Source organism: Streptomyces sp. NPDC091416 (genome assembly GCF_044756845.1).
Lineage (GTDB): Bacteria > Actinomycetota > Actinomycetes > Streptomycetales > Streptomycetaceae > Streptomyces.
The window spans coordinates 344249-365074 of the sequence record NZ_JBIVTU010000006.1 but is presented as its reverse complement, the minus strand read 5'-3'; the positions used below and the strand labels follow the sequence as shown (position 1 = coordinate 365074).

19 protein-coding genes, 2 tRNA genes and 2 pseudogenes are annotated in these 20826 nt (G+C 71.2%); 9 read left to right on the top strand and 14 right to left on the bottom strand.

What is annotated here, in order from left to right; translation table 11 throughout:
- Window positions 1-9 precede the first annotated feature (9 nt).
- From ACIQMX_RS20470 to ACIQMX_RS20445, 6 genes are all read right to left on the bottom strand, one after another.
- A complete protein-coding gene (locus tag ACIQMX_RS20470) occupies window positions 10-2190 on the bottom strand; it encodes an ArnT family glycosyltransferase (RefSeq protein WP_402479947.1) in 2181 nt (726 codons plus the stop codon).
- Complete coding sequence (locus ACIQMX_RS20465; RefSeq protein ID WP_402479945.1) at window positions 2187-3617, bottom strand: glycosyltransferase; 1431 nt, start codon at window positions 3615-3617, stop codon at window positions 2187-2189. Before ACIQMX_RS20465 ends, ACIQMX_RS20470 begins: the two co-directional genes overlap by 4 nt.
- 26 nt (window positions 3618-3643) lie before the next feature.
- Window positions 3644-5191: an ATP-binding protein gene (locus ACIQMX_RS20460; protein WP_402480151.1), complete on the bottom strand. Its 1548-nt coding sequence runs from the start codon at window positions 5189-5191 to the stop codon at window positions 3644-3646.
- Window positions 5192-5255: 64 nt separating this feature from the next.
- Complete coding sequence (locus tag ACIQMX_RS20455; RefSeq protein WP_306070916.1) at window positions 5256-5996, bottom strand: response regulator transcription factor; 741 nt, start codon at window positions 5994-5996, stop codon at window positions 5256-5258.
- 110 nt (window positions 5997-6106) lie between these two features.
- A complete protein-coding gene (locus ACIQMX_RS20450; RefSeq protein ID WP_363066749.1) occupies window positions 6107-6982 on the bottom strand; it encodes an amidohydrolase family protein in 876 nt (291 codons plus the stop codon).
- A 35-nt stretch (window positions 6983-7017) separates the two neighbouring features.
- Window positions 7018-7908, bottom strand: coding sequence for a DUF2797 domain-containing protein (locus ACIQMX_RS20445; RefSeq protein ID WP_402479941.1), 891 nt, complete (start codon window positions 7906-7908; stop codon window positions 7018-7020).
- A gap of 138 nt (window positions 7909-8046) precedes the next feature.
- On the opposite strand from ACIQMX_RS20445, the gene ACIQMX_RS20440 reads away from it, so the two are divergent.
- From ACIQMX_RS20440 to ACIQMX_RS20430, 3 genes are all read left to right on the top strand, one after another.
- A complete protein-coding gene (locus tag ACIQMX_RS20440; protein ID WP_363066751.1) occupies window positions 8047-9447 on the top strand; it encodes an FAD-binding oxidoreductase in 1401 nt (466 codons plus the stop codon).
- 60 nt (window positions 9448-9507) lie between these two features.
- Window positions 9508-10452, top strand: a complete 945-nt coding sequence (gene sigJ, locus ACIQMX_RS20435; RefSeq protein ID WP_402479938.1) for an RNA polymerase sigma factor SigJ — start codon at window positions 9508-9510, stop codon at window positions 10450-10452.
- Between the two features lie 94 nt (window positions 10453-10546).
- A complete protein-coding gene (locus ACIQMX_RS20430) occupies window positions 10547-11770 on the top strand; it encodes an NAD(P)/FAD-dependent oxidoreductase (RefSeq protein ID WP_402479936.1) in 1224 nt (407 codons plus the stop codon).
- Between the two features lie 124 nt (window positions 11771-11894).
- On the opposite strand, the gene ACIQMX_RS20425 is transcribed toward ACIQMX_RS20430, so the two are convergent.
- The 3 genes from ACIQMX_RS20425 to ACIQMX_RS20415 form a co-directional block, all read right to left on the bottom strand.
- Window positions 11895-12164, bottom strand: coding sequence for a hypothetical protein (locus ACIQMX_RS20425; protein WP_402479934.1), 270 nt, complete (start codon window positions 12162-12164; stop codon window positions 11895-11897).
- 63 nt (window positions 12165-12227) lie between these two features.
- Window positions 12228-13445 carry a cell wall protein gene (locus tag ACIQMX_RS20420; protein WP_402479931.1) on the bottom strand — a complete coding sequence of 406 codons (1218 nt, stop codon included), beginning with the start codon at window positions 13443-13445 and terminating at the stop codon, window positions 12228-12230.
- Window positions 13446-13650: 205 nt separating this feature from the next.
- Window positions 13651-13977 (bottom strand): helix-turn-helix domain-containing protein, encoded by a 327-nt coding sequence (locus ACIQMX_RS20415; protein ID WP_402479928.1) that lies wholly within the window; start codon window positions 13975-13977, stop codon window positions 13651-13653.
- Window positions 13978-14141: 164 nt separating this feature from the next.
- Between ACIQMX_RS20415 and ACIQMX_RS20410 the strand changes: the two genes are divergently transcribed.
- The 3 genes and pseudogenes from ACIQMX_RS20410 to ACIQMX_RS20400 all read left to right on the top strand — a co-directional run bounded on the left by ACIQMX_RS20410 (window position 14142) and on the right by ACIQMX_RS20400 (window position 16246).
- Window positions 14142-14408, top strand: coding sequence for a hypothetical protein (locus tag ACIQMX_RS20410; protein WP_402479925.1), 267 nt, complete (start codon window positions 14142-14144; stop codon window positions 14406-14408).
- A pseudogene (locus ACIQMX_RS20405) lies at window positions 14381-14569 on the top strand (IS5/IS1182 family transposase); the annotation flags it as partial. The gene ACIQMX_RS20410 and the pseudogene ACIQMX_RS20405, both read left to right, overlap by 28 nt.
- Window positions 14570-14818: 249 nt before the next feature.
- The gene (locus tag ACIQMX_RS20400; RefSeq protein WP_402479923.1) at window positions 14819-16246 is read left to right on the top strand and encodes a serine hydrolase domain-containing protein; all 1428 of its coding nucleotides are present in this window, start codon (window positions 14819-14821) and stop codon (window positions 16244-16246) included.
- Between the two features lie 264 nt (window positions 16247-16510).
- On the opposite strand, the pseudogene ACIQMX_RS20395 reads toward ACIQMX_RS20400, so the two are convergent.
- Window positions 16511-16963: pseudogene (locus tag ACIQMX_RS20395) on the bottom strand (helix-turn-helix domain-containing protein); the annotation flags it as partial.
- A 116-nt stretch (window positions 16964-17079) separates the two neighbouring features.
- Between ACIQMX_RS20395 and ACIQMX_RS20390 the strand changes: the two are divergent.
- Complete coding sequence (locus tag ACIQMX_RS20390) at window positions 17080-17517, top strand: glutaredoxin domain-containing protein (protein ID WP_402479921.1); 438 nt, start codon at window positions 17080-17082, stop codon at window positions 17515-17517.
- A gap of 13 nt (window positions 17518-17530) precedes the next feature.
- Here the strand turns inward: ACIQMX_RS20390 and ACIQMX_RS20385 are convergent, their stop codons facing one another.
- Window positions 17531-18067: a hypothetical protein gene (locus tag ACIQMX_RS20385; RefSeq protein WP_402479918.1), complete on the bottom strand. Its 537-nt coding sequence runs from the start codon at window positions 18065-18067 to the stop codon at window positions 17531-17533.
- A gap of 248 nt (window positions 18068-18315) precedes the next feature.
- On the opposite strand from ACIQMX_RS20385, the gene ACIQMX_RS20380 reads away from it, so the two are divergent.
- Window positions 18316-18756 carry a VOC family protein gene (locus ACIQMX_RS20380; RefSeq protein ID WP_363066761.1) on the top strand — a complete coding sequence of 147 codons (441 nt, stop codon included), beginning with the start codon at window positions 18316-18318 and terminating at the stop codon, window positions 18754-18756.
- Between the two features lie 102 nt (window positions 18757-18858).
- On the opposite strand, the gene ACIQMX_RS20375 is transcribed toward ACIQMX_RS20380, so the two are convergent.
- From ACIQMX_RS20375 to ACIQMX_RS20365, 3 genes are all read right to left on the bottom strand, one after another.
- On the bottom strand, window positions 18859-19302 hold the full coding sequence (locus tag ACIQMX_RS20375) for a hypothetical protein (RefSeq protein ID WP_402479914.1): 444 nt from the start codon (window positions 19300-19302) through the stop codon (window positions 18859-18861).
- Between the two features lie 229 nt (window positions 19303-19531).
- A tRNA-Arg gene (locus ACIQMX_RS20370) sits at window positions 19532-19604 on the bottom strand.
- Window positions 19605-19844: 240 nt separating this feature from the next.
- Window positions 19845-19935, bottom strand: a tRNA-Ser gene (locus ACIQMX_RS20365).
- Window positions 19936-20161: 226 nt separating this feature from the next.
- Here ACIQMX_RS20365 and ACIQMX_RS20360 point away from each other — a divergent pair.
- Window positions 20162-20620 (top strand): SSI family serine proteinase inhibitor, encoded by a 459-nt coding sequence (locus tag ACIQMX_RS20360; RefSeq protein ID WP_363066824.1) that lies wholly within the window; start codon window positions 20162-20164, stop codon window positions 20618-20620.
- Window positions 20621-20826: the final 206 nt, after the last annotated feature.

Here is a 20826-nt window from a genome sequence, read left to right as displayed (position 1 = left end):
TACCGGCCCTCAGCTGCTCGTGGGCCGGGTCAGGTCGTAGAAGGTCGCGCTGCCGGCGGTGACCTTCGTGAAGCTCTTCTCGACCCAGCTGGAGATCTGCGACGAGGTGCCGCTGCTGCCGCCCATGCCGCCGCCACCGCCCGTGCCGCTGGAGATGAAGTAGTGGATCCGGCCGTCCTCGACGTACTTCTTGAACTGGGAGAGCGTCGGGGACGGGTCGCTCCCGTTGAATCCGCCGATCGCCATCACCGGGTCGCCGGTGGCGAGCTGGTAACTGGCGGCGTTCTGGGAGCCGATGGCCGCGGCGGCCCAGGTGAAGTCGTCCGCGTCCGCCGCCAAGAGCTTCTTCGCCGCGGCGTCGACGGTCGCCCCGTTGAGCAGACCCCCCATGCCTCCACCGCCGCCGCCGCCGCCGCCGGGCCGCTCGCCCGCACCGGGCATCGCTCCGGGCTGCTGCCCGTTCCGCGCCGCACCGGGACCGCCCTGGTTCTGCCCCTGGCCGGGCGGCGTGCCGGTCGGGGGCTGCCCCATGCCGCCACCCTGCCGGGCGCCTTGCTGGTTGCCCTGGCTGCCACCCTGCTGGGTGCCCTGCCCGGGCGGCTGCATACCGCCACCGCCACCGGGACCACGGCCACCGCCGCCACCCCCGCCGGGGCCGCCACCCATCCCGCCGGAGGACGGGCCCGCCGTGACGATGGATCCCTGGTGCCCGGTGTTCAGCGTGCTCACGGTGTACGCGGCCGGCCCGGCCAGGGACGCGACGAAGCCCAGGCCCACGGCGGCGAGCGCCAGTTGACGCCCCAGCCGCGACACGAGCAGCAGGCCCAGCGCGCCGACGATCCCGGCGACGAGCACCGTCGGCCGCAGCCACGGCCGGTAGTCCGGGGTGCGGCCCAGCAGCACGTACGACCAGTACGCCGTCACGCCCACGGTGACCGCGAGCGCGGCGCCCGCCCACCAGCGGGACCGCTCCTCCCACAGGACCGTGGCGCCCATGCCGATCAGCGCGGCGAGGTAGGGGGCCAGGGCCACCGTGTAGTACTGGTGGAAGATGCCGGCCATGAAGCTGAACACGGCCGCGGTCATCAGCAGCGAGCTGCCCCAGGCCAGGAAGGCCGCCCGGGCCGTGTCCGTCCGCTTCGCCCGCCAGGTCAGCCAGACACCGGCGGCCAGGAGGACGAGTGCGGCGGGCAGCAGCCAGGAGATCTGGCTGCCGATCTCGGAGTTGAACATCCGGCCGATGCCGGTCTCGCCCCACTGACCGCCGCCACCGCCGCCGCCGCCACCGCCCCCGCCGACGCTGCCGGTCTCCTCGCCGTTGATCCGGCCGAGCCCGTTGTAGCCGAAGGTCAGCTCCAGGAACGAGTTGTTCTGCGAACCGCCGATGTACGGGCGCGAGGAGGCGGGCCAGAGCTCGACGATCGCCACCCACCAGCCGCCCGCGACGACCATGGCCAGCGCCGAGAGGCCCAGCTGGCCGAAACGCTTGCGCACGGAGACCGGCGCGAACACCGCGTACAGCACGGCGAGCGGCGGCAGGATCAGGAACGCCTGGAGGGTCTTGGACAGGAACGCCAGACCGACCGCCACGCCCGCCCACACCAGCCACTTGGTGCGGCCGTTCTCCATCGCGCGCAGCACGCAGTAGACGGTGACGGTCATCAGCAGCGCGAGCAGCGCGTCCGGGTTGTTGAACCGGAACATCAGCGCGGCGACGGGCGTGAGCGCGAACACCCCCATCGTGATCAGCCCGGCGGCCGCGCTGAACCGGCGGCGCACGGAGGCGTAGAGCACCCCGGCCGTCGCCGCGGCCATCAGCACCTGCGGGGCCAGGATCGCCCAGGAGTTCAGGCCGAAGATCCGCACCGACAGCGCCATCGGCCAGAGCGTGGCCGGGGGCTTGTCGACGGTGATGGCGTTGGCCGAGTCCAGCGAACCGAAGAAGAAGGCCTTCCAGCTCTGGCTGCCGGCCTGAACAGCGGCGGAGTAGAAGGAGTTGGCGTAGCCGGAGGAGCTGAGGTTCCACAGGTAGGCCAGCGTGATGACCAGCAGCATGGACAGGAAGGCCGGGCGTGCCCAGCGGGGGTCCTCCGGCCGGCCGCGCCACACGCGGTGCGGCAGCGAGGGGCCGGGGCGTGCATGGCCCGCCGCGGCCTGGGGCGGCGCCGGGAGGTGGTCGAGCGTGGTCATCGGACGTTCCTCAGTTCGTGGTGGGTGTCATCGGCCGGGACCGCGGCCGCGCGGGACGCCGGGGCATCGACCCGACCGTCGCCCGGAACCGCGCGGGACGCCGGGGCATCGACCCGACCGTCACCCGGAACCGCGCAGGACGCCGGGGCATCCGCCGGGCGGGACGCGTCAGCGCTCCGGTCGCGGTCCGGGAAGACCCAGGCGCGGAAGAGCAGGAACCGCAGCACGGTCGCCGCGAGGTTGGCCGCGATCAGCACGGCGAGTTCGGTGCCGTGCGAGGGCGAGCCCGAGGCGGCGCCCAGCGCGGCGAGCGAGCCGCTGGTCAGCACCAGGCCGATGGCGAAGACCACCAGGCCCTGCGCCTGGTGGCGGGCGGCTCCGCCCCGGCCGCGTACGCCGAAGGTGAGCCTCCGGTTCGCCGCCGTGTTGGCGACGGCGGACACGAGCAGCGCGCCGCCGTTGGCGATCTGCGGTCCGACGCCCTGCCGGAAGAGCGAGTACAGGACCAGGTACACGAGCGTGGAGAGAACTCCCACGGCGCAGAACCCGACCAGCTGCCGGGCCAGTCCGCGCGGTACGCCGCCGATCCCGCGGTCGCGCGGGTCGTCTCCGAAGGGCCGCGCCAGCCGGTCGAGCGGCAGCGCGCCGACGGCCAGAGCACGGCCCACCCGCCACACGCCTTTCAGGTCCTCGGTGGCGGTCCGCACGATGTGGACCGTCGAGTCCGGGTCGTCGACCCAGTCGACCGGCACCTCGTGGATGCGCAGCCCGGCCCGCTCGGCCAGCACCAGCAGCTCCGTGTCGAAGAACCATCCGGTGTCCTCGACCATCGGCAGCAGCCGCTGCGCGACATCGCCGCGGATCGCCTTGAACCCGCACTGGGCGTCGCTGAACCGGGCGGCCAGCGAGGACCGCAGGATGATGTTGTAGGCCCGGGAGATGAACTCCCGCTTGGTCCCCCGCACCACCCGCGAGCTGCGGGCGAGCCGTGAGCCGATGGCCAGGTCCGAATGACCGGAGATCAGCGGCGCGACCAGCGGCAGCAGCGCATTCAGGTCGGTGGACAGATCCACGTCCATGTAGGCGAGGACCGGGGCGTCCGAGTGCGACCAGACGGTACGCAGCGCCCGCCCGCGGCCCTTCTCCTCCAGCCGGTACGAGCGCACCCCCGGCAGCGTGCGGGCCAGCCGCTGCGCCACCTCGGGCGTCCGGTCGGTGCTCGCGTTGTCCGCGACGGTGATCCGGAAGGCGTAGGGGAAGGTCCGTGCCAGATGGTCGTGGAGCCGCAGCACGCACGGCTCCAGGTCCTTCTCCTCGTTGTAGACGGGTACCACCACATCGAGTACGGGGGCACCTGCCGCATCGCCCGCGCCGGCCAGGAGGTGGTCCCGGGCCGGCAAGGTGCTCCAAGGAGTGTCGGTTCGCATGACATCGACACTCGCCAACCGCGCTGTCACACCCGTGTGCTGAGCCTGTGGTCCGGCTGTGAGTGGAATCCCGCCGGTACGGGCGAGGCGGCGTCGGCCGGCAGATGGACGGCGAACACCGTGTCCCCCGGCACCGACCGCACCTCGACGACACCGCCGTGCGCGACGACGACGGCCTGCACGATGGCGAGCCCGAGCCCCGTCGAACCGGCGTGCCGGGACCGCGAGGCGTCCCCGCGCGCGAAGCGCTCGAAGACGTGCGGCAACAGCTCCGCGGGGATGCCGGGCCCGTTGTCCCGGACCTCCAGGGTCACCCAGGGGTTCCCGGCCTCCGCGAGCACCCGGGCCGTGACCGTGGTCCCGGGCGGTGTGTGCGCACGGGCGTTGGCCAGCAGGTTGACCAGGACCTGCTGGATCCTGGTCGGGTCGGCGCGCACGGTCGCGGGCACCTCGGGAAGGTCCAGCCGCCAGTGATGGGTGGGTCCGGCCCCGTCCCCGGCTCTGTCCGCGGCCCCGTCCCCGGAGGCTGCGGCTGCGGCCCGGCCGGTGACACGCGCGTCGCTCACCGCGTCTATGACGAGCGGGGAGAGATCGGTGCTCTCGTAACTGAGCGGGCGGCCCGCATCCAGCCGGGCGAGCAGCAGCAGATCCTCCACCATGCCCGTCATGCGCTGCGCCTCGGACTCGATCCGCCCCAGCGCGTGCCGGGTGTCGGGTCCGGCCTCCTCCCGGCCGCGCCGGGTGAGTTCGGCGTATCCACGGATCGAGGCGAGGGGGGTGCGGAGCTCGTGGCTGGCGTCGGCGACGAACTGGCGTACCCGCATCTCGCTCTTCTGCCGCGCGTCCAGGGCCGAACCGACGTGCTCCAGCATCCGGTTGAGGGCCGCGCCGACCTGGCCGACCTCGGTACGCGGGTCCGCCTCTGCGTCCGGGACCCTTTCGAACAGGGTGACCTCGCCGCTGTGCAGCGGGAGTTCGGAGACACGCGTCGCGGTGGCCGCCACCCTGCGCAGCGGCCGCAGGGCGACCCCGACCATGGCGGCCCCGGCGATCCCGGCGGCGATCAGTCCGGCCCCGGTCACGCAGACCTCGACGAGGATCAGCGTGTTGAGGGCCCCGCTCACCTCCGAGGTCGGGATGCCGACCAGGACGGTCGTGCCGTCGCTCGCGGGGCCCGCGGCCTGCACCCGGTAGCCGCCCAGTCCGGGCAGCTCGACGTCGTGCGCCTCACCGTCCGCGGGGACACGGGCCGCCTCCAGCGCGGCCGTCTGCGCACCGGTCAGCGGTTCGGTGTTCTCCGAGGCGTCGAAGCCGCCGCCCGCGGCGACCGCCGAGTCGGTGACCTCTCCGTCCGCGGTGAGCGCGCCGAACGTCTTGAGGGGCTGGCCGCCGCCCATGCCGATGAAGCCGAGCGGATCCTTGTCCGTGGGCCCGCCGGGCCCGGGCGTACCCGGCATGCGGGCGGCCCGCATGCTGATGTCGCGCAGCTGGCCGTCCAGCTTGCCGTACATGTAGGTGTGGAACGCGATGGCGGTGACCGTGCCGATCACGGCGGCGACGACCGCGATCAGCATCACCGAGGACACGGCGAGCCGGGTCCGCAGCGTCCACGGCCCTCTGCCCAGCCGTCTCACGCGGCTACTCACCGGGCTTGATGAGGTACCCGGCACCGCGCCGGGTGTGGATCATCGGCGTCCGTCCGGCGTCGATCTTCTTGCGCAGGTACGAGATGTAGAGCTCGACGACGTTGGCCTGTCCGCCGAAGTCGTAGTTCCAGACCCGGTCCAGGATCTGCGCCTTGCTCAGCACCCGGCGCGGATTGCGCATCAGGAAGCGCAGCAGCTCGAACTCGGTCGCGGTGAGGTGAATGTTCGCACCGCCCCGGCTCACCTCGTGGCTGTCCTCGTCCAGCATCAGGTCGCCGACGACGAGCGTCGACTCGCTGCGGACCGCCGCCGTACCGGACCGCCGGATCAGGCCGCGCAGCCGGGCGACGACCTCCTCCAGGCTGAACGGCTTGGTGACGTAGTCGTCCCCGCCCGCCGTGAGCCCGGCGATCCGGTCCTCCACGGAGTCCCGCGCGGTCAGGAACAGCACGGGCACCTCGGACAGCTCCCGGCGCAGCCGGCCGAGGACGGCGAGCCCGTCCATGTCGGGCAGCATCACGTCGAGGATCACCGCGTCGGGCCGGAACTCCCGGGCCGTGCGCAGGGCGCCGGCGCCGTCGCCCGCGCTGCGGACCTCCCAGCCCTCGTAGCGAAGCGCCATGGAGAGCAGCTCGGCCAGCGGAGCCTCGTCGTCCACGACCAGCACCCGGACGGGGGTCCGGTCCGGCCTGAGCAGTTCGGTACGCCCCTGGGGCGAGGTCGTCGTCGTCATGCCCCCACCTTGTGAGACGCCCCTGAGAGACTTCTTTCCCGTTTCTGTGAATTCCCTGAGAAAGGCACGAAGGCGTGAAGGCGGCGGCCGGCCCCGGCACCGGGCCCGTCTCAGCAGTCGAAGAGCGCCTTCGCGTTGTCGTGGCAGACCGCACGCAGCCAGTCGTCCCCGAGCCCCAGCCGCTCCAGGGCGTGCAGCTGATGAGCGTACGGATACGGAATGTTCGGGAAGTCCGTCCCCAGCAGAATGCGGTCCCCGAGCGCAGCGAGCCGCCCGTGCTCGGCGACCGGGAACGGGGTGAAGCCCTCGGCGAAGTCGGTGAACGTCATCGTCGTGTCGAGCCGGACCTCCTGGTACGTCTCGGCGAGCGTCAGGAACTCCGCGTACTCCGGCATCCCCATGTGCGCCACGATCAGCCGCAGCCGGGGGTGCCGGGCGAGCAGCCGGCCGATCGGTTCCGGCCCCGTGTACGTGCCGGGCGCCGGCCCGGACCCGCAGTGCGTCACGACCGGGACCCCGGCCTCGGCGAGCAGTCCCCAGACCGGCTCCAGCAGCGGGTCGTTCGGGTCGTACGACCCGACCTGGATGTGCGACTTGAAGACCCGGGCGCCCGCCTCGACGGCCTCCGCCACGTACTTCTCGACGCCTTCCTCGGGGAAGAAGGTCGCGGTGTGCAGACAGTCGGGCACCCGGGCCGCGAAGTCGGCCGCCCAGCCGTTCAGCCAGGACGCCATGCCCGCCTTGTGGGGGTAGATCATCGAGGTGAACCGGAGCACGCCGAACGAGCGGAGCAGCGCGAGCCGTTCGTCCTCGTCGTGGCGGTAGGTGATCGGCCAGTCCATCCCGGTCAGCGGCCCGACCGCGTCGAAGTACGCCCAGACCTTGCGCAGCACCTTCTCCGGCATGAAATGCGTGTGTACGTCGATGATTCCCGGCAGTCCGAGCCGTTCCCGGAACCGCACCACGTCGTCGCGGTCGTCACCCATCCAGCGCTCCCCTCCTCGAAACGCTACCGACGATGTCAGAACAGCCCGGTCTGCAGTGCGCCGCCCCCGACCACCACGGTCGGCACGCTCACCCCGGCCCCCGCACCGGCAGCCGCCAGCTCCCAGCCGGTCATCAGCCGGGTGTCCACGACGACGACCCCGTCCCCGCCCGCGTCCAGCTGGAGATCCGGTCCGGCCGCCGCGACCAGCCGCCCGGCGACCACGCCCCCGTCCACCAGCCCGGTCACCGCCCGCACCGGCCCGCCCGGCCCGTCCGCTGCCTCGATCCCGAAGAGGCCGGCGTGGTCGACCGCCTCGAACGGCAGCCGCTCCAGCGCCTCGGGCCAGCCGCGCCCGTCGAGCGCCGCGGCCTTCCCGTACAGCTCCGCCACCTCGGCGGCCCGCGCGCCGGGATCCGGCAGGTCCGCCCGCACCGCCCGCTTGCGCGCGTACGGGATCCGGTCCGGCACCCCGAGCGCGGCCCGCAGCACCTCCTCGGCCCGCCGCGCCGCCATCAGCGGCCCGCGCCCCAGCCAGCTGAAGACGACCGCTCCCTGCTCCCGCAGCCGGGCCGCGCCCCGCTCCTCGGCGGTGATCCCGACCTTCACCATCCCGGCCCCGAACCAGGCCAGGTACACGCGGTAGGTGCGCGGGTCGTCGGGGATCGTGTCGGCGGCAACCGAGTGCGCCCGGTCCAGCCGCGCGCACTCCGCGCACCGGGCGCCCGTACTGCGCGCCGGGACCACGGCCGCGAGCGGGCACGCGTTGCCCCGCGCCCCCACACACGCCCGCTCCCCGGAGGCCCGGAACCCGAGCTCGGTCCCGTACGCCAGAGCACTGCCCCGCGTCTGCCGGCCCCGGCGCCACCCGAGGACGGGCCCGCCCTGCTCATCGGGCCAGCGAAGGCCGGTGCACTGCCATCCCATGGGCGAACTCCCGGACTCCTGGACGTGGATACGGACGGATACGAACCCGCAATGCTCCCACACATGGCCCGCCATTGTGATCTGCGTCACACTGGGAGATGCCGGTTCGATCCCAGGATCCTGCAGAGGTGTTCCCCCATGACCAGCATCGACAGCACCGCTCTCGAAGGCCTGCGCACAAGCTTGCGGGGGTCTGTCGTCACGCCGGAGGACGCGGACTACGACGAGAGCCGCGCCCTCTACAACGCCATGATCGACCGGCGCCCCGCGGCCGTCGCCCGGTGCGCGGACGTGGCGGACGTACGGGCCACCCTCGCCTTCGCCCAGGACACGGGACTCGAACTGGCCGTACGCGGCGGCGGCCACAGCGGGCCGGGCCTGTGCCTGATCGAGGACGGCCTGACCCTCGACCTGTCCCCCATGCGCTGGGTGCGCGTCGACCCCGAGGCGCGGACGGCACAGGTGGGCGGGGGCTCCCAGCTGGGTGATCTGGACCACGCCACCCACACCTTCGGCCTCGGCGTACCGGCCGGAATCATGTCGACGACGGGCGTGGGCGGCCTCACCCTGGGCGGCGGCCACGGCTATCTGACCCGCGCCCACGGCCTGACCATCGACAGCCTGAAGGCCGCGGACGTCGTCCTGGCCGACGGCACCTGCGTCACCGCCTCGGAGACCGAGCACCCGGACCTGTTCTGGGCGCTGCGCGGCGGCGGCGGCAACTTCGGCGTGGTCACCTCGTTCACGTACGGCCTGCATCCGGTGGACACGGTCGGCGTCGCGGTGACCGTGTGGCCGGTGGACCGCACGGCCGAGGTACTGCGCTGGTACCGCGACTTCCTGCCCGCCGCACCGGACGACCTGTACGGCTTCTTCGCCCTCCTGGCCGTGCCGCCGGCGCCTCCGTTCCCGGAGGAGATCCACGGGCAGAAGATGTGCGGCGTGGTCTGGTGCTACACGGGCGACCTCGCGGACGGCCGCCTGGAGGAGACCCTCGCCGTGGTCAACGACCCGGCCCCGCCCGCCTTCCACTTCACCAGCCCCATGCCGTACCCCGTCCTCCAGACCATGTTCGACGGCCTGATCCCGAAGGGACTCCAGTGGTACTGGCGCGGTGACTTCTTCGACGCCATCTCCGACGCGGCGATCGACGTGCACGCGAAGTACGGCCGCAACCTGCCCACCGGCCTGTCGACGATGCACCTGTACCCCGTGGACGGAGCCGCCCACCGCGTCGCCCCCGGCGCGACCCCGTGGGCCTACCGGGACGCCACGTGGTCCGGAATCATCGCGGGCATCGACCCCGACCCCGCCAACGCCGACCTGATCCGCCAGTGGTGCGTCGACTACTGGGCCGAGCTGCACCCGCACTCGATGGGCGGCGCGTACGTCAACTTCCTCGGCGAGTCCGAGGAACCGGACCGCGTCCGGTCCACGTACCGCGGCACGTACGACCGCCTGGCCGCCGCCAAGCACACGTACGACCCGGACAACTTCTTCCGCGCCAACCAGAACATCGCACCGGCCGCGGCAGCGTGAAACACCCTGCGGCCGCACCACTTCGGTCCGGCGGGCCCCGCGCGCGTTAGGATCCGGGCCATGCCACTGACCGCGCAGGACGTGGAACGGTTCGAGGCCTCCAGGGCGCGTCTGGAGGCCATCGCCTACCGCCTTCTCGGCTCCGCGAGCGAGGCCGAGGACGCCGTGCAGGACACGTTCCTGCGCTGGCAGGCCGCCGACGTGGACCGGGTCGAGGTCCCCGAGGCCTGGCTGACGAAGGTCCTCACCAACCTGTGCCTCAACCAGCTCACCTCGGCCCGCGCCCGGCGCGAGATGTACGTGGGCCAGTGGCTGCCCGAACCGCTGCTCGCCGGAGACCCGATGCTCGGCCCCGCCGACACCGTGGAGCAGCGCGACTCCGTCTCGTACGCGGTCCTCACGCTCATGGAGCGGCTGTCCCCCAACGAGCGGGCGGTGTACGTGCTGCGGGAGGCCTTCGGCTACCCGCACCGGGAGATCGCCGAGATCCTCGACATCACCGAGGCCGCCGCCCAGCAGATCCTCCACCGCGCCAGGAAGCACATCGCGCAAGGCAAGGCCCGCACCGAGATCGACGAGGCGGCCGCCCGGCGGATCGTCGAGGAGTTCCTCGCCGCCGCCACCAGCGGACGGACCGAGCCGCTCGTACGGCTGCTCACCGAGGACGCCGTCGCGATCGGCGACGGCGGCGGCAAGGTCCCGGCCCGCGCCAAGGCGTTCGAGGGCGCGCTCGCGGTCGCGAAGTTCATGCGAGGCCTGTTCAAGCCCAGCAAGGCCAAGCGCGACATCGCGGGCGGCTCTCCCGAGGTCCACCTCACGACCGCCAACGGCATCGTCGCCGTCGTGGCGGTCCTGGACGGCCGGGTCATCGGCGTCATCTGCCCGGAGATCACCGCCGACGGCATCACCGCGTTCCGCAGCCAGGTCAACCCCGACAAGCTCGAACGCGCGACCCTGCGGTGGGCGGCCTCCGACCACGGAGAACCCCTGTTCATCGCCTTCTGACCGACGCGTGACGCGGGTCACATCGCCCTCCTGTCAGGAAACTGCGGGCTGCCCGGTTCAAGGGGTGGAAACCGCGCGAGACAGGAGCAGGGAAATGCAGCAGCAGCACCGCATCATCGTCCTCGGCGCCGGATACTCGGGAGCCATCGCCGCCGGCCGCCTCGCCAAGCGCCTGCGCCGCGAAGACGTCGCCATCACCCTCGTCAACGCCGAACCCGACTTCGTCGAGCGCGTCCGGCTGCACCAGCTGGCGACCGGCCAGGAGCTGGCACCGAGGCCGTTCAGCGAGATGTTCGCGGGCACCGGCGTCGCCCTGAGGTACGCGAAGGTGACCGCCGTGGACCCCGACCGCAAGCACGTCACGGTCACGGACACCGACACGGCCACGGAATCGGACGGCGCCGAGGAACTGCCGTACGACACCCTCGTGTACGCCCTCGGCAGCGGCTGGAACAGCCAGGGCGTCCCCGGCACCGCCGAGCACGCCCACGAGATCTCCGGCCGCCCCGGCGCACTCCGGCTGCGCGAACGTCTCGCCGGCCTGGACGCCGGGCAGCAGGTCCTCGTCATCGGCGGCGGCCTCACCGGACTGGAGGCCGCGACCGAGTTCGCCGAGGCCCGCCCGGACCTGGACATCGCCCTCGCCGTCCGCGGCGGTCTCGGCGACACCCTGTCCCCCAAGGGCCGCGAACACCTGCGGAAGGTCATCGACAGGCTCGGCATCACCGTGCACGAGCAGACCGCCGTCACCGAGGTGGCGCCCGACCACGTCACGGCCGAGGACGGCACCGCCATCCCCGCCTCCGTCACCGTCTGGACGGCCGGTTTCGCGGTCCACCCGATCGCGCGGGCCACCGCGCTGGAGGTCTCCGACACCGGCCAGATCGTGGTCGACGCCACGATGCGCTCGCTCTCGCACCCGGACGTCTACGCCATCGGCGACGCCGCCCTGGTGGCCGGCCCCGGCGACAAGCCCCTGCGCATGTCGTGCGCCTCGGGCGTCCCCACCGCGTGGCAGGCCGCCGACGCCATCGCGGCCCGCCTGACGGGCACGAAGCTGCCGAAGACCCCGCTCCGCTACTTCAACCAGTGCATCTCGCTGGGCCGCAAGGAAGGCCTCATCCAGTACGTCACCGCCGACGACCGCGCCGTGAGCGCTGCCCTGACCGGCCGTCTCGCCGCGTTCTACAAGGAGTTGGTCTGCAAGGGCGCGGCCTGGGGCGTCGCCCACCCCACCCTCGGCGTCCCGTCCCGGCGCCGTCCGGTGGTCCGGGCCGGACAGCAGCCCCAGGTGGCCGCTGCCCCGGCCGAGGCCTGAACCACGGAGGCGTACCGGCCCGTGCGGGGTCCGTACGGGCTCGGCGCGGGGTCGGCGCGGACGCGGGCGCCGGGCACAGCGGCTCAGCGCTTCTGTGCCCGGAAGGCCCCTCCGGCGGCGCGGTTCATTCGCGCCAGGTGGCGACCAGGCGCGCCGCCAGGGCCAGTACCAGCGCGGCCCCGAGGAGATACATGCCCAGGCGTTCCTCGGTCACCGCCGACGACCACACCCGCCAGGCCGACGGACTGTGGATCTCGGAATCCGAGGTTCCGTACAGGAACAAGCTGTCCGCCGAGCTGTTCCGGCTGCGCAGCCACAGCAGGGCTCCTATGACGGCACTGGATGCGGCGGTCCCGTACAAAACCGCAGCGCTACGCGGGGTCTGTCTGTCCATCAGCTCTTCCTCGTCCCTGTCGTCGTCGTTGTCGTGTGTGGATCCTCTCGCCACCCCTGCCGATCACATGACGGCGGGGTCGCGCCGGGCGTCGGTACGAACACGGCGCACTCCGCTGAACTCGTACAGCAGCACCTCGTCCACGAGCCGGTTCGTGTACAGCCGACGGGCATCCCGCTCGCCGAGGTTCTCCAGGGCGGCCATCACCAGACCCGGGTCGGTCGCGGCGGCCGAGCGCAACTGGACGACCTCCTCACGGGTCAGCCCTTCGACGCCGTACGCCGGACTGTCGGCACCCACCACGGACCACGGCTCCCGCGCATCGGTCACGGCACGGTGGAACGCCTCGGGCGGTTCCGTACGCCCATGCGCCACCGGCTCCTCCCGGTCCCGCCCCAGAGCGGCGGTGATCCAGGCCGCGGGCCGTACCGGCCGCCATCCGGCAGCCAGGCCGCAGAGTTCGGCGGCGATGTCGCGGGCGTCGAGGCCCCGGTCGATGAGCGGGCGCAGCGCGTACGCGAGACGGCGCAGTCCTTCGCGCTGGGTCCAGCCGACGAGCGGGCGCACCTGCCGGGCGACGGCGATGTCGCGGGCGACCTGAAGCGGAGACCTCCGCGGGGTGTAGTTCCCCTTCCTCTCCACATCAGCTCTGGGTACGTCGTGGTGGCGCCCGGAAGAATGGGGCGCACGACGCCCTGAACTGCGCTTCCTCATCGGCCGGTTATCCACAGGCCGGGGCCTGGCCCGCACGGCCCCGACCGCACGCTCCCGCCCCGCGTCCGTCATCCCGCACACCCGCGCCCCGTATCCGGCGCCCTCCAGGCGATGGCCCATATGCGCGTCGTACACGGCCGGAATCACCGCCGCGTAGACCGTCGCCGTGCCCGCGTACCGGCGGCCCGGCAGGTGCAGGTTCCGTTTCGTCCCGTGCCGCCGCCACACCAGCGCCCCCAGCTCCCGTAAGACCCGGACGTGCCGTTTCACGGTGGCCACCGAGACCCCGCACCGGGCCGCGGTGCCCTCCAGGTCGTACAGGACGAAGCCGAGCCGGTAGTCCATCCGCCCGGCCAGATCCCGCGCGACCGCCAGCGTCGTCACCCCTGCCCGGCGGTGCAGCCCCGCCTCGACGAGCCACCCGACGGCCCGCAGCCACGCGCGCGGCCGGGCCTGCCGGGAGGCCGTCGCGTCGAGCTCCTGGAGGACGCGGGGAACGGGGGTCCATGCCGGATCCGGGCATGACGGAGAAGCGCAGCACGAAGCCGCGCCGGTGGGATGGCGCATCACAGTCCGTGGGGTGAGGGGCGGCCGTCGAGGCCGCGGGAGAGATCTGCTTCCGGCCGACTCAGGGCGTGGGAGTGGTCACCACGCGCGTACCGGACCTACGATCGAGGACGAATCCTTCTCTTCAGGGTGGATTTCGGATCGGCGGGGTGATCACCCGCCGGTCAATACGGCCGGGCGGTCTCTACACCGCTCGGCCGTTCTGCTACTCGGCCGAGGTCTCGGTGCTCTTCTTGGGACGGTTCTTCCCAGAACCGGAATAGCCGCGCTCGATGTCCTGCACGGTTCCGATCGAGACCCCCAGGTTCTCGGCGATCTCCCGGTACGTCACCTTCTGCGACCTCAGGTGCAGCACGATCCTCCGACGGTGCTCCTTGAGCCTCTTGGTGCGCTCGGTCTGATCTCTGAGGAGGCGGCTGATGATCTGCGCCTTCTCTAGCGAGTCCTCCATCGACTCGACGGCGTCCAGGCCATCGAAGACACGCTGCACCTCCTCCCTCTCGACCGGCCCTTCACTCCCTGTCTCGGCCATCCCGTTCCTTCGAATCGGGCGTGCCGCTTGACTTGCATTATGGGGGTCCCATAAATTTGCCGTCAAGTGGCGCCGCCACCAGCAACAGAAAGGCCCCGGACCGGAGTTCGTACCTCCATATGGCCGGGGCCAGTCAGAACCCTGAGATCACCAGGAGACCGACCATGCGCCATCCTTCCACCCCACACCCCCCACCCGACAGGCGGCTCGTCGCGCTGCCTCCGCTCATCACGCTGTCCGACCAGCAGCAGCGCGGCGTGCACTGCGTCTTCTGCGGCGCGGCCCTGCACACCGGGGCGGTACGCGACCTGGGCCCGCAGCCGGCCGAGGCGCACGGAACGGTGGTTCAGTGGTTCCCGCGCAGCTGCCAGTCCTGCCCGAAGGAACAGGAGCGGCCGATGCCGTCGCAGAACGCAGGAACTCCTGGATGAACAACTTCGGCAAGCTCCGCCGCTGCACCGAACGGCGAAAGCCCCCGGTCGAGTTCTTCATCGCCCTGGCCGGCGCCATCGTCACTGTTCGCTGCCTGATCCGACGCGCCTGGACCCTCTACCGCCGGGACACCCGCCCACGAAGCCCCAGGATCCGGTGACCACCTCGCGGACGCGAAGGGCGGAAGCGGCCGGCCTCACGTGTTGGCAACTGCCGGACTCGCTGCGTGCGGGCGACCATCGAAGACATGGCCAACCGCATGGCCGAGGTGCCGGTCGTGATCGGAGTGCTGCCCGGCGGCAGCCGGGCACGTGGAGAGCACCGGCAGGAATCAGACTGGATCTCGGCGTCTACTACCGTCGGCCGTAAATCGCTGGGGCCCGAAAAGGCCTTTGTGTACGGTGCCCGGATGGCTTCTCAGCGCACCCTTCTGCCGCGTTCGGCACCGGCCGCGTCGGGGATGTCGTCCCGCTCGATCGTCGCGCTGCTGGATCGGCTCGAAGCACGATCGGGCGAGAGCCACTCCATCATGGTCGTGCACCGTGGTCACGTCGTCGCCGAAGGCTGGTGGGCGCCGTATTCGGCCGACCGCCCGCACCTTCTCTACTCGCTGACCAAGTCGTTCACGTCGATCGCCGTGGGGCTCGCGATCGGCGACGGGCTGCTCTCACTGGACGACCGTGTGGTGGACGTGCTGCCCGACCGCGTCCCGGCCGACGTCTCGGAGCAAGGGCGCCACATCACCGTTCACCACCTGCTGTCCATGACGGCCGGGCACCCCACCGACAGCCTCACCGAAGCCTGGGAGCGGGAACCCGACGACTTGGTGAAAGGCTTCCTGAGCCTGCCGTTCGCCGCGGCCGAGGGAACGCGGCACGTCTACGACAACTCGACCACCTACATCCTGGCCCGGATGGTGGAACGGGTCACGGGCCGCGGTCTCCCGGAGTTCCTCGACGAGCGCCTGTTCACGCCGATGGGCATCGACCACGCCGAATGGGACCGGTTGGCCAGTGGCGCCGCCTTCGGATTCCACGGACTGCACCTCACGACCGAGGGCGTCGCCGCCTTCGGCGAACTGCTGCGGCGCGGAGGCATGTGGGGCGACCGACAACTCGTCCCACGCGGTTGGGTGGAGCTCGCGACCAGACGGCACATCGACAGCGAGTGGATCCTGGACGGATCGGACCAGGCGGACTTCTCTTACGGCTACGGCTACCAGTTCTGGATGTCGCGCCACGGCTACCACGGCCATGGCTCCTATGCGCAGCAGTGTGTGGTCGTCCCGTCCCACGACCTCGTCGTCGTCGCGACCGCTCAAGGAGAGTCCCAGGACGTGTTCGACGCAGTCTGGGAGTGCCTGCTGCCCGGCGTGGGTCACGCGGGAAGCGCCCGGGACGACGAGATCCTCGCCGATCGGCTGAGGCAGCTTTCCTTGTCGCCGGTGCCGGGTTCGGCCGACCCGGGACGTGCGGTCAGCGCGAAACTCGACGCCTCGGCCGAGAGGTCGGCCCTGCCGGACGGAACGACGGTCACCGTCGATCCCACCGACGGCGGATGGCTCGTACGATTCGAGTCGCTCCTCGACATCGAGGTCGGCCACGGCGACTGGCGGGAGAGCGCCCCGCTCGGCCGGCCGATCGTCGCGGCCGGCGCCTGGCAGGGCGGCACCTACGTCGCCGATCTGTACGTCATCACCACCCCGCACCGCGTTCGGCTGGCCGTCGACGCCGACGCGGGAACCGCGACGGCGACCTGGAGCACCCTGCCCCTGACCGGCCCCAGCCTGGAGTTGCACGTGCGGTCGCCGCTCATGACACGGCCGGACGTCGCGTAGGAGCGTTGTCCGTCGGCACTGGGGGTGTGGGGCCGGTTCGAGTAGGTGGCTGGGGAGTTCGAGGAGGCGGTCGCCTTCCTGTTCCCTCGCACCCGATGCCTGCTGGCGGACGCCCTGAGCGCTGTGGCCGCCCCGCAGATAGTCAGACCTGCTCGTCGTCATCCGCCTCGCCGTCGCCGACTGCGGCGGGTTCAGAAGGTGTGCCGATCTGCGAGGAACCATCCACGCCGAACATGTCGGTCAACTGCGACAGGTGTGCTCGGGTCGTGCTGCGGCAGCGTCGGGGAGCTTCGTCACGCGGGCGGCTTCCTGCTCCGCCTCTCCATCATCGCCGCGGCTCGCTCGTAGTCGCCGCTCCGCGCGGCGGACGTGGCTGCGCTCATGGTCAGCGCGCCCCACACCTTCAGGCCGTCGGCCGTGCCGGTCGTCCGGCCTGCTTCCGCCATGTCATCGGCAGTACGGAGCGCGATGCTCAACGCGTCCTCCAGTCGCCCCAGAAGCGTGGTCAGTTCCACTCCGAGACCATTCGCCAACGCGTGCAGCGTGGGGAGGCGCGCCGAATGTTTCCGGCCCTGTTCGAGCTGACGGGATCACATCGACGGACACATCGGACCGCTCAGCCAGCTCTTCCCGGGTCAGGGAGGCCAGACGGCGCAAGCGGCGCAGGGTCCGTCCCAGGTCTTCGTCTGCCGCGCCGCCACGGTACGCCCGCCACAACGAGGAGAAGCCGCCGATGACGGCGCGGTCCGGAACCGACCTTGTGAAGCCGACGAATATGCACGTGAGCAGGCTGGTTCGAGGAGCAGTTCGACTCGTCGATAGCCTGCCTCATCATGACGCGCACCTGGATCCTGCCCACACTGTTCGCACTCTGCGGCTTGCTCGTCGCAACGGGGCTGTTCCTCGGCGGGAGCCGCGGCGAAGCCGCCGCGCTCCTGCTGATGTTCGCGCTGCTCGCAGCCATGCACTCGTCCCTGGTCTTCCCGAGATCAATCGATGCGCGAGAGGCGCAACGCCGCAGCGAGGTCGACGGCCGGCCGATCGTCTACTGGCGTCCGGGCTGCAAGTACTGCCTTCGGCTGCGGATCCGGCTGGGCCGTCGTGCCCGCCAGTTGCACTGGGTCAACATCTGGCAGGACCCGGAGGCAGCGGCAGTGGTGAGGTCGGCCAACGACGGCAATGAGACCGTGCCGACCGTCGTCGTGGCCGGACGACCCCACACCAACCCCGCTCCGCCGTGGGTGCGCGAACAACTCGCTTCGTCCGAGTAAGCGGGGCGCCGCATCACAGCACAGGGCTGCCCACGAGTCCCGCCAATTCGTCGGCGGCCTCCGGAGTCAGTCGGTAGAACCCCTGAAGGCTGATGGAGTTCTCAAGCCGGCCGTCCACCACGTACTTCAGAACGCGGGTCCGACCACGGCGATTGCGCCAGGTGAGCCGTGCGAGCAGGTCTCCGGGTATGGCCGCGTCGAAGCGTACGGGCGTCGCGTCCACATGCACCGCCTCGGCCCCGCAGCCGTCGGCGCCGAGCATCGACCAGTCGGCGTGCCCGGGATACGCGGGGTCCTCCCAGGCAACGGGAACCGTGCCACAGCACGCGCCTCGCCCCACGTCGAGCACGCGCATCCGGCTCACCACGAAGACCTCGCGCCGGTTGACGTGCACCGCGTACACCTCGTCGCCGGCACGGGCACCCGACCACGTGGGCAGGGACGAGTGAATACCGCTGAAGGCGACCGGCGGCCGCTCGCCGACGCGGCCTGCCTTGCGCAGCGCACGGCACGTGTCATGGGTCCACAGGACGGTGAAGGCGTCAGACATGCCGTGATCCTAGGGACGGGGACTGACAGCACGGCTCCGTGGAGCCCCGGGTGATCAGCGGGCCGACGAACCAGCGACTCCGGCCCGAAGGAACAGACGTGCACGTCCATCCGGACGAATCTCGCCTGCGAAGCCACCAGGATTCTTCGGAAGCCGGTGATCCGGGGATGTCGAGAACGTGCCACCGGCTCCGTCCCAGGAGCATCAGGGGCCGCCACCGGCCGTACAGGGAAGAAGGAGAAGCCAGCATGGCGATTCAGCGGATGGACAACGTCGGCATCGTCGTCGAGGACCTGGACGCCGCCGTCGCGTACTTCGTGGAGCTCGGGATGGAGCTGGAGGGCAAGGCAACGGTCGAGGGCGCCGTCGCCGACCAGTGCACCGGACTCGACGGCGTCCGCTGCGACATCGCGATGGTCCGGACCCCGGACGGTCACAGCCGGCTCGAACTGGCGAAGTACCGGACCCCCGCGGCCACCAGCGACGAGCCGCGCAACCGGCCCCACAACATCCTCGGCACGCACCGCGTCATGTTCGCCGTCGACGACATCGAGGACACGGTCGCCCGGCTTCGCCCTCACGGCGCCGAACTCGTCGGCGAGATCGCCCGGTTCGAGGACAGCTATCTGCTCTGCTACGTCCGCGGGCCGGAGGGCATCATCGTCGGGCTGGCCGAGCAACTCAGCTGAGAAGGGGTACGTCGGCCGGCTGCGCAGGCAACGCGCAAGGCCCTCAGGACTTCCCCTGAAGGCCCCTTGCCTGCCTGCCCCTCCCCGGGCCGACCGCCGACGTCAGGATGCGGGACAGAGCGTCTTGCGCAGCCCGATGTTGATGTGGCTGCCGTCGTCATCGGTCAGCGTGATGCCGTCGTACGAGAACCGCTGCGCGGCGGTGTGGTCCGTGTCCGCGGCTCCGCCGTCGAGGGCCGCGCACTGGTTGCGAGCGGCGTCGATGGCCTTGTCCTCGTCGTGGGTGAGGTTGGCGTTGACGTCCCTGACCGCCGCAAGGACGGCGTCCCGCTCGGCGCCGGTGGGCTCGGCCGGAAGGCTGGTGTCCTTGGCGGCGCCACTGTCGTCCGCAGAGCTCGACGGGCTCGACGGGCTCGACGCCTCGGGTGCGCTGCTCTTGGTCGTGCCGGCCTTGCTGTCGTCGGCGTTGTCACTGTCACTGCTGCAACCGACGGCGGCGAAGGCGAGTACGGCGGCTATGGCCGCGGTGGTGGTACGGATGCGCATGGTCCCCCCTGGCGTGTGCAAGTAGGGGAAATGGTGAGGGGTGGATGACGCCCGAGGCGCGGCAGTGACAGAGTCATGACATCCCACGGACGCGTTTGGAACGATCCGCTTCAGGATGGGACTGACGCCTGCGGGCCGACGGTCAGCCGCGAAGGCCGACGAGCTCGACTGATGTCAGGACAAAAGCGAGAGGCCCTCAGGATTTCTCCTGAGGGCCTCTGGCCTGCTGTGCACTCGGCAGGATTCGAACCTGCAACCTTCTGATCCGTAGTCAGATGCTCTATCCGTTAAGCTACGAGTGCTTGGCGTTCCGGGCTTTTTTCTGCCCCGTCGGCGTTGCGAGAACAACATTACATGACCTGCGCCGTGACGCGAAATCCATTAGCCGCACCGCTGCTGAGCTGCGGGATCACCGGTTCGGGACACCCTCTGATCCGCCCGGCGCCGCACCCCCTCCCGGCCCCTCTCAGCCCCTTCGGGTCCCGTCCGGCCCGGGAACGACCGAAGCCCCGTGCCAGTGGCACGGGGCTTCGGTGATCAAGCGGAGGCGGAGGGATTTGAACCCTCGATGGGCTTTAAGACCCAAACCGCATTAGCAGTGCGGCGCCATAGACCGGACTAGGCGACGCCTCCAGCACACCCCGCGCGAGCGCGAGTGGTGCGTGCAGATGATGACACAGCTGAGCGCTGCGTCACCAATCGCTGCCTACGGTACTAGGCAGTCGGCCGCGAGGGCAAAGCGCCTCCGGTTGCGAAACGCCGTGGCGTGCGGAGCGTTAGTCAGGGCGGGGCGTCCGCCCTTCGTTCTTCTTCGTCGCCGGCCCGGTGCCGGCGACACGTACGACCACAGGAGTCCGCAATGATGCGTCGCCTCGCCCTCACCGCCGTCGTGTCGCTGGCCGCACTGTCCGCCGCCGCCCCTGCGGCGACGGCCGCGGCCGGTCCCCTGCCGTTGCCGTTGCCCCTGCCCGTGCTGCAGAACGACGACACCGGCACGCACCTCACCGTGGTCGTCTCCGGGTCGGGGAACCCGGAGGCCGACGGGACGTACGAGCTGGAGTGCGACCCGGCCGGTGGCAGCCACCCGGTGGCGCAGCAGGCCTGCGACCGGCTGGCGCAGCTGCCGGGCGAGAGCGCGGACCCGTTCGCGCCGGTGTCCCGGAACGCGATGTGCACGCAGCAGTTCGGCGGAGGAGCGACCGCGCGGATCACCGGAACGTGGGAGGGACGATCCATCGACTCCGCGTTCGAGCGGACCAACGGGTGCGAGATCGGGCGCTGGAACAGCCTGCGGCCGGTGCTCCCCAACGTCCGGTGAGCTGCGGCTGGACCGGTTCGGGACGGTCTGCGGGGCACGTAAGGGGCCAGAGTCGTACACCGTATGCACAGAACCTTGGTGAGAGCTCCCCCTCATCCACCGTCCCTTGCCCCTCCCCAGCCTTTAGACTCCTCCAGTGACAGCCTGAGGCCCGAGGGGCAAGATGGGGCCCGCTGTCGGCAAGGTGCAGTAATCAGGGAGGAAGC

Coding starts and splice junctions, on each gene's coding strand:
- ACIQMX_RS20470 (WP_402479947.1), bottom strand. CDS start 2,190: ATGACCACGCTCGACCACCTCCCGGCGCCGCCCCAGGCCGCGGCGGGC.
- ACIQMX_RS20465 (WP_402479945.1), bottom strand. CDS start 3,617: ATGCGAACCGACACTCCTTGGAGCACCTTGCCGGCCCGGGACCACCTC.
- ACIQMX_RS20460 (WP_402480151.1), bottom strand. CDS start 5,191: ATGCTGATCGCGGTCGTCGCCGCCGTGATCGGCACGGTCACCGCCATC.
- ACIQMX_RS20455 (WP_306070916.1), bottom strand. CDS start 5,996: ATGACGACGACGACCTCGCCCCAGGGGCGTACCGAACTGCTCAGGCCG.
- ACIQMX_RS20450 (WP_363066749.1), bottom strand. CDS start 6,982: ATGGGTGACGACCGCGACGACGTGGTGCGGTTCCGGGAACGGCTCGGA.
- ACIQMX_RS20445 (WP_402479941.1), bottom strand. CDS start 7,908: ATGGGATGGCAGTGCACCGGCCTTCGCTGGCCCGATGAGCAGGGCGGG.
- ACIQMX_RS20440 (WP_363066751.1), top strand. CDS start 8,047: ATGACCAGCATCGACAGCACCGCTCTCGAAGGCCTGCGCACAAGCTTG.
- sigJ (WP_402479938.1), top strand. CDS start 9,508: ATGCCACTGACCGCGCAGGACGTGGAACGGTTCGAGGCCTCCAGGGCG.
- ACIQMX_RS20430 (WP_402479936.1), top strand. CDS start 10,547: ATGCAGCAGCAGCACCGCATCATCGTCCTCGGCGCCGGATACTCGGGA.
- ACIQMX_RS20425 (WP_402479934.1), bottom strand. CDS start 12,164: ATGGACAGACAGACCCCGCGTAGCGCTGCGGTTTTGTACGGGACCGCC.
- ACIQMX_RS20420 (WP_402479931.1), bottom strand. CDS start 13,445: ATGCGCCATCCCACCGGCGCGGCTTCGTGCTGCGCTTCTCCGTCATGC.
- ACIQMX_RS20415 (WP_402479928.1), bottom strand. CDS start 13,977: ATGGCCGAGACAGGGAGTGAAGGGCCGGTCGAGAGGGAGGAGGTGCAG.
- ACIQMX_RS20410 (WP_402479925.1), top strand. CDS start 14,142: ATGCGCCATCCTTCCACCCCACACCCCCCACCCGACAGGCGGCTCGTC.
- ACIQMX_RS20400 (WP_402479923.1), top strand. CDS start 14,819: ATGGCTTCTCAGCGCACCCTTCTGCCGCGTTCGGCACCGGCCGCGTCG.
- ACIQMX_RS20390 (WP_402479921.1), top strand. CDS start 17,080: ATGACGCGCACCTGGATCCTGCCCACACTGTTCGCACTCTGCGGCTTG.
- ACIQMX_RS20385 (WP_402479918.1), bottom strand. CDS start 18,067: ATGTCTGACGCCTTCACCGTCCTGTGGACCCATGACACGTGCCGTGCG.
- ACIQMX_RS20380 (WP_363066761.1), top strand. CDS start 18,316: ATGGCGATTCAGCGGATGGACAACGTCGGCATCGTCGTCGAGGACCTG.
- ACIQMX_RS20375 (WP_402479914.1), bottom strand. CDS start 19,302: ATGCGCATCCGTACCACCACCGCGGCCATAGCCGCCGTACTCGCCTTC.
- ACIQMX_RS20360 (WP_363066824.1), top strand. CDS start 20,162: ATGATGCGTCGCCTCGCCCTCACCGCCGTCGTGTCGCTGGCCGCACTG.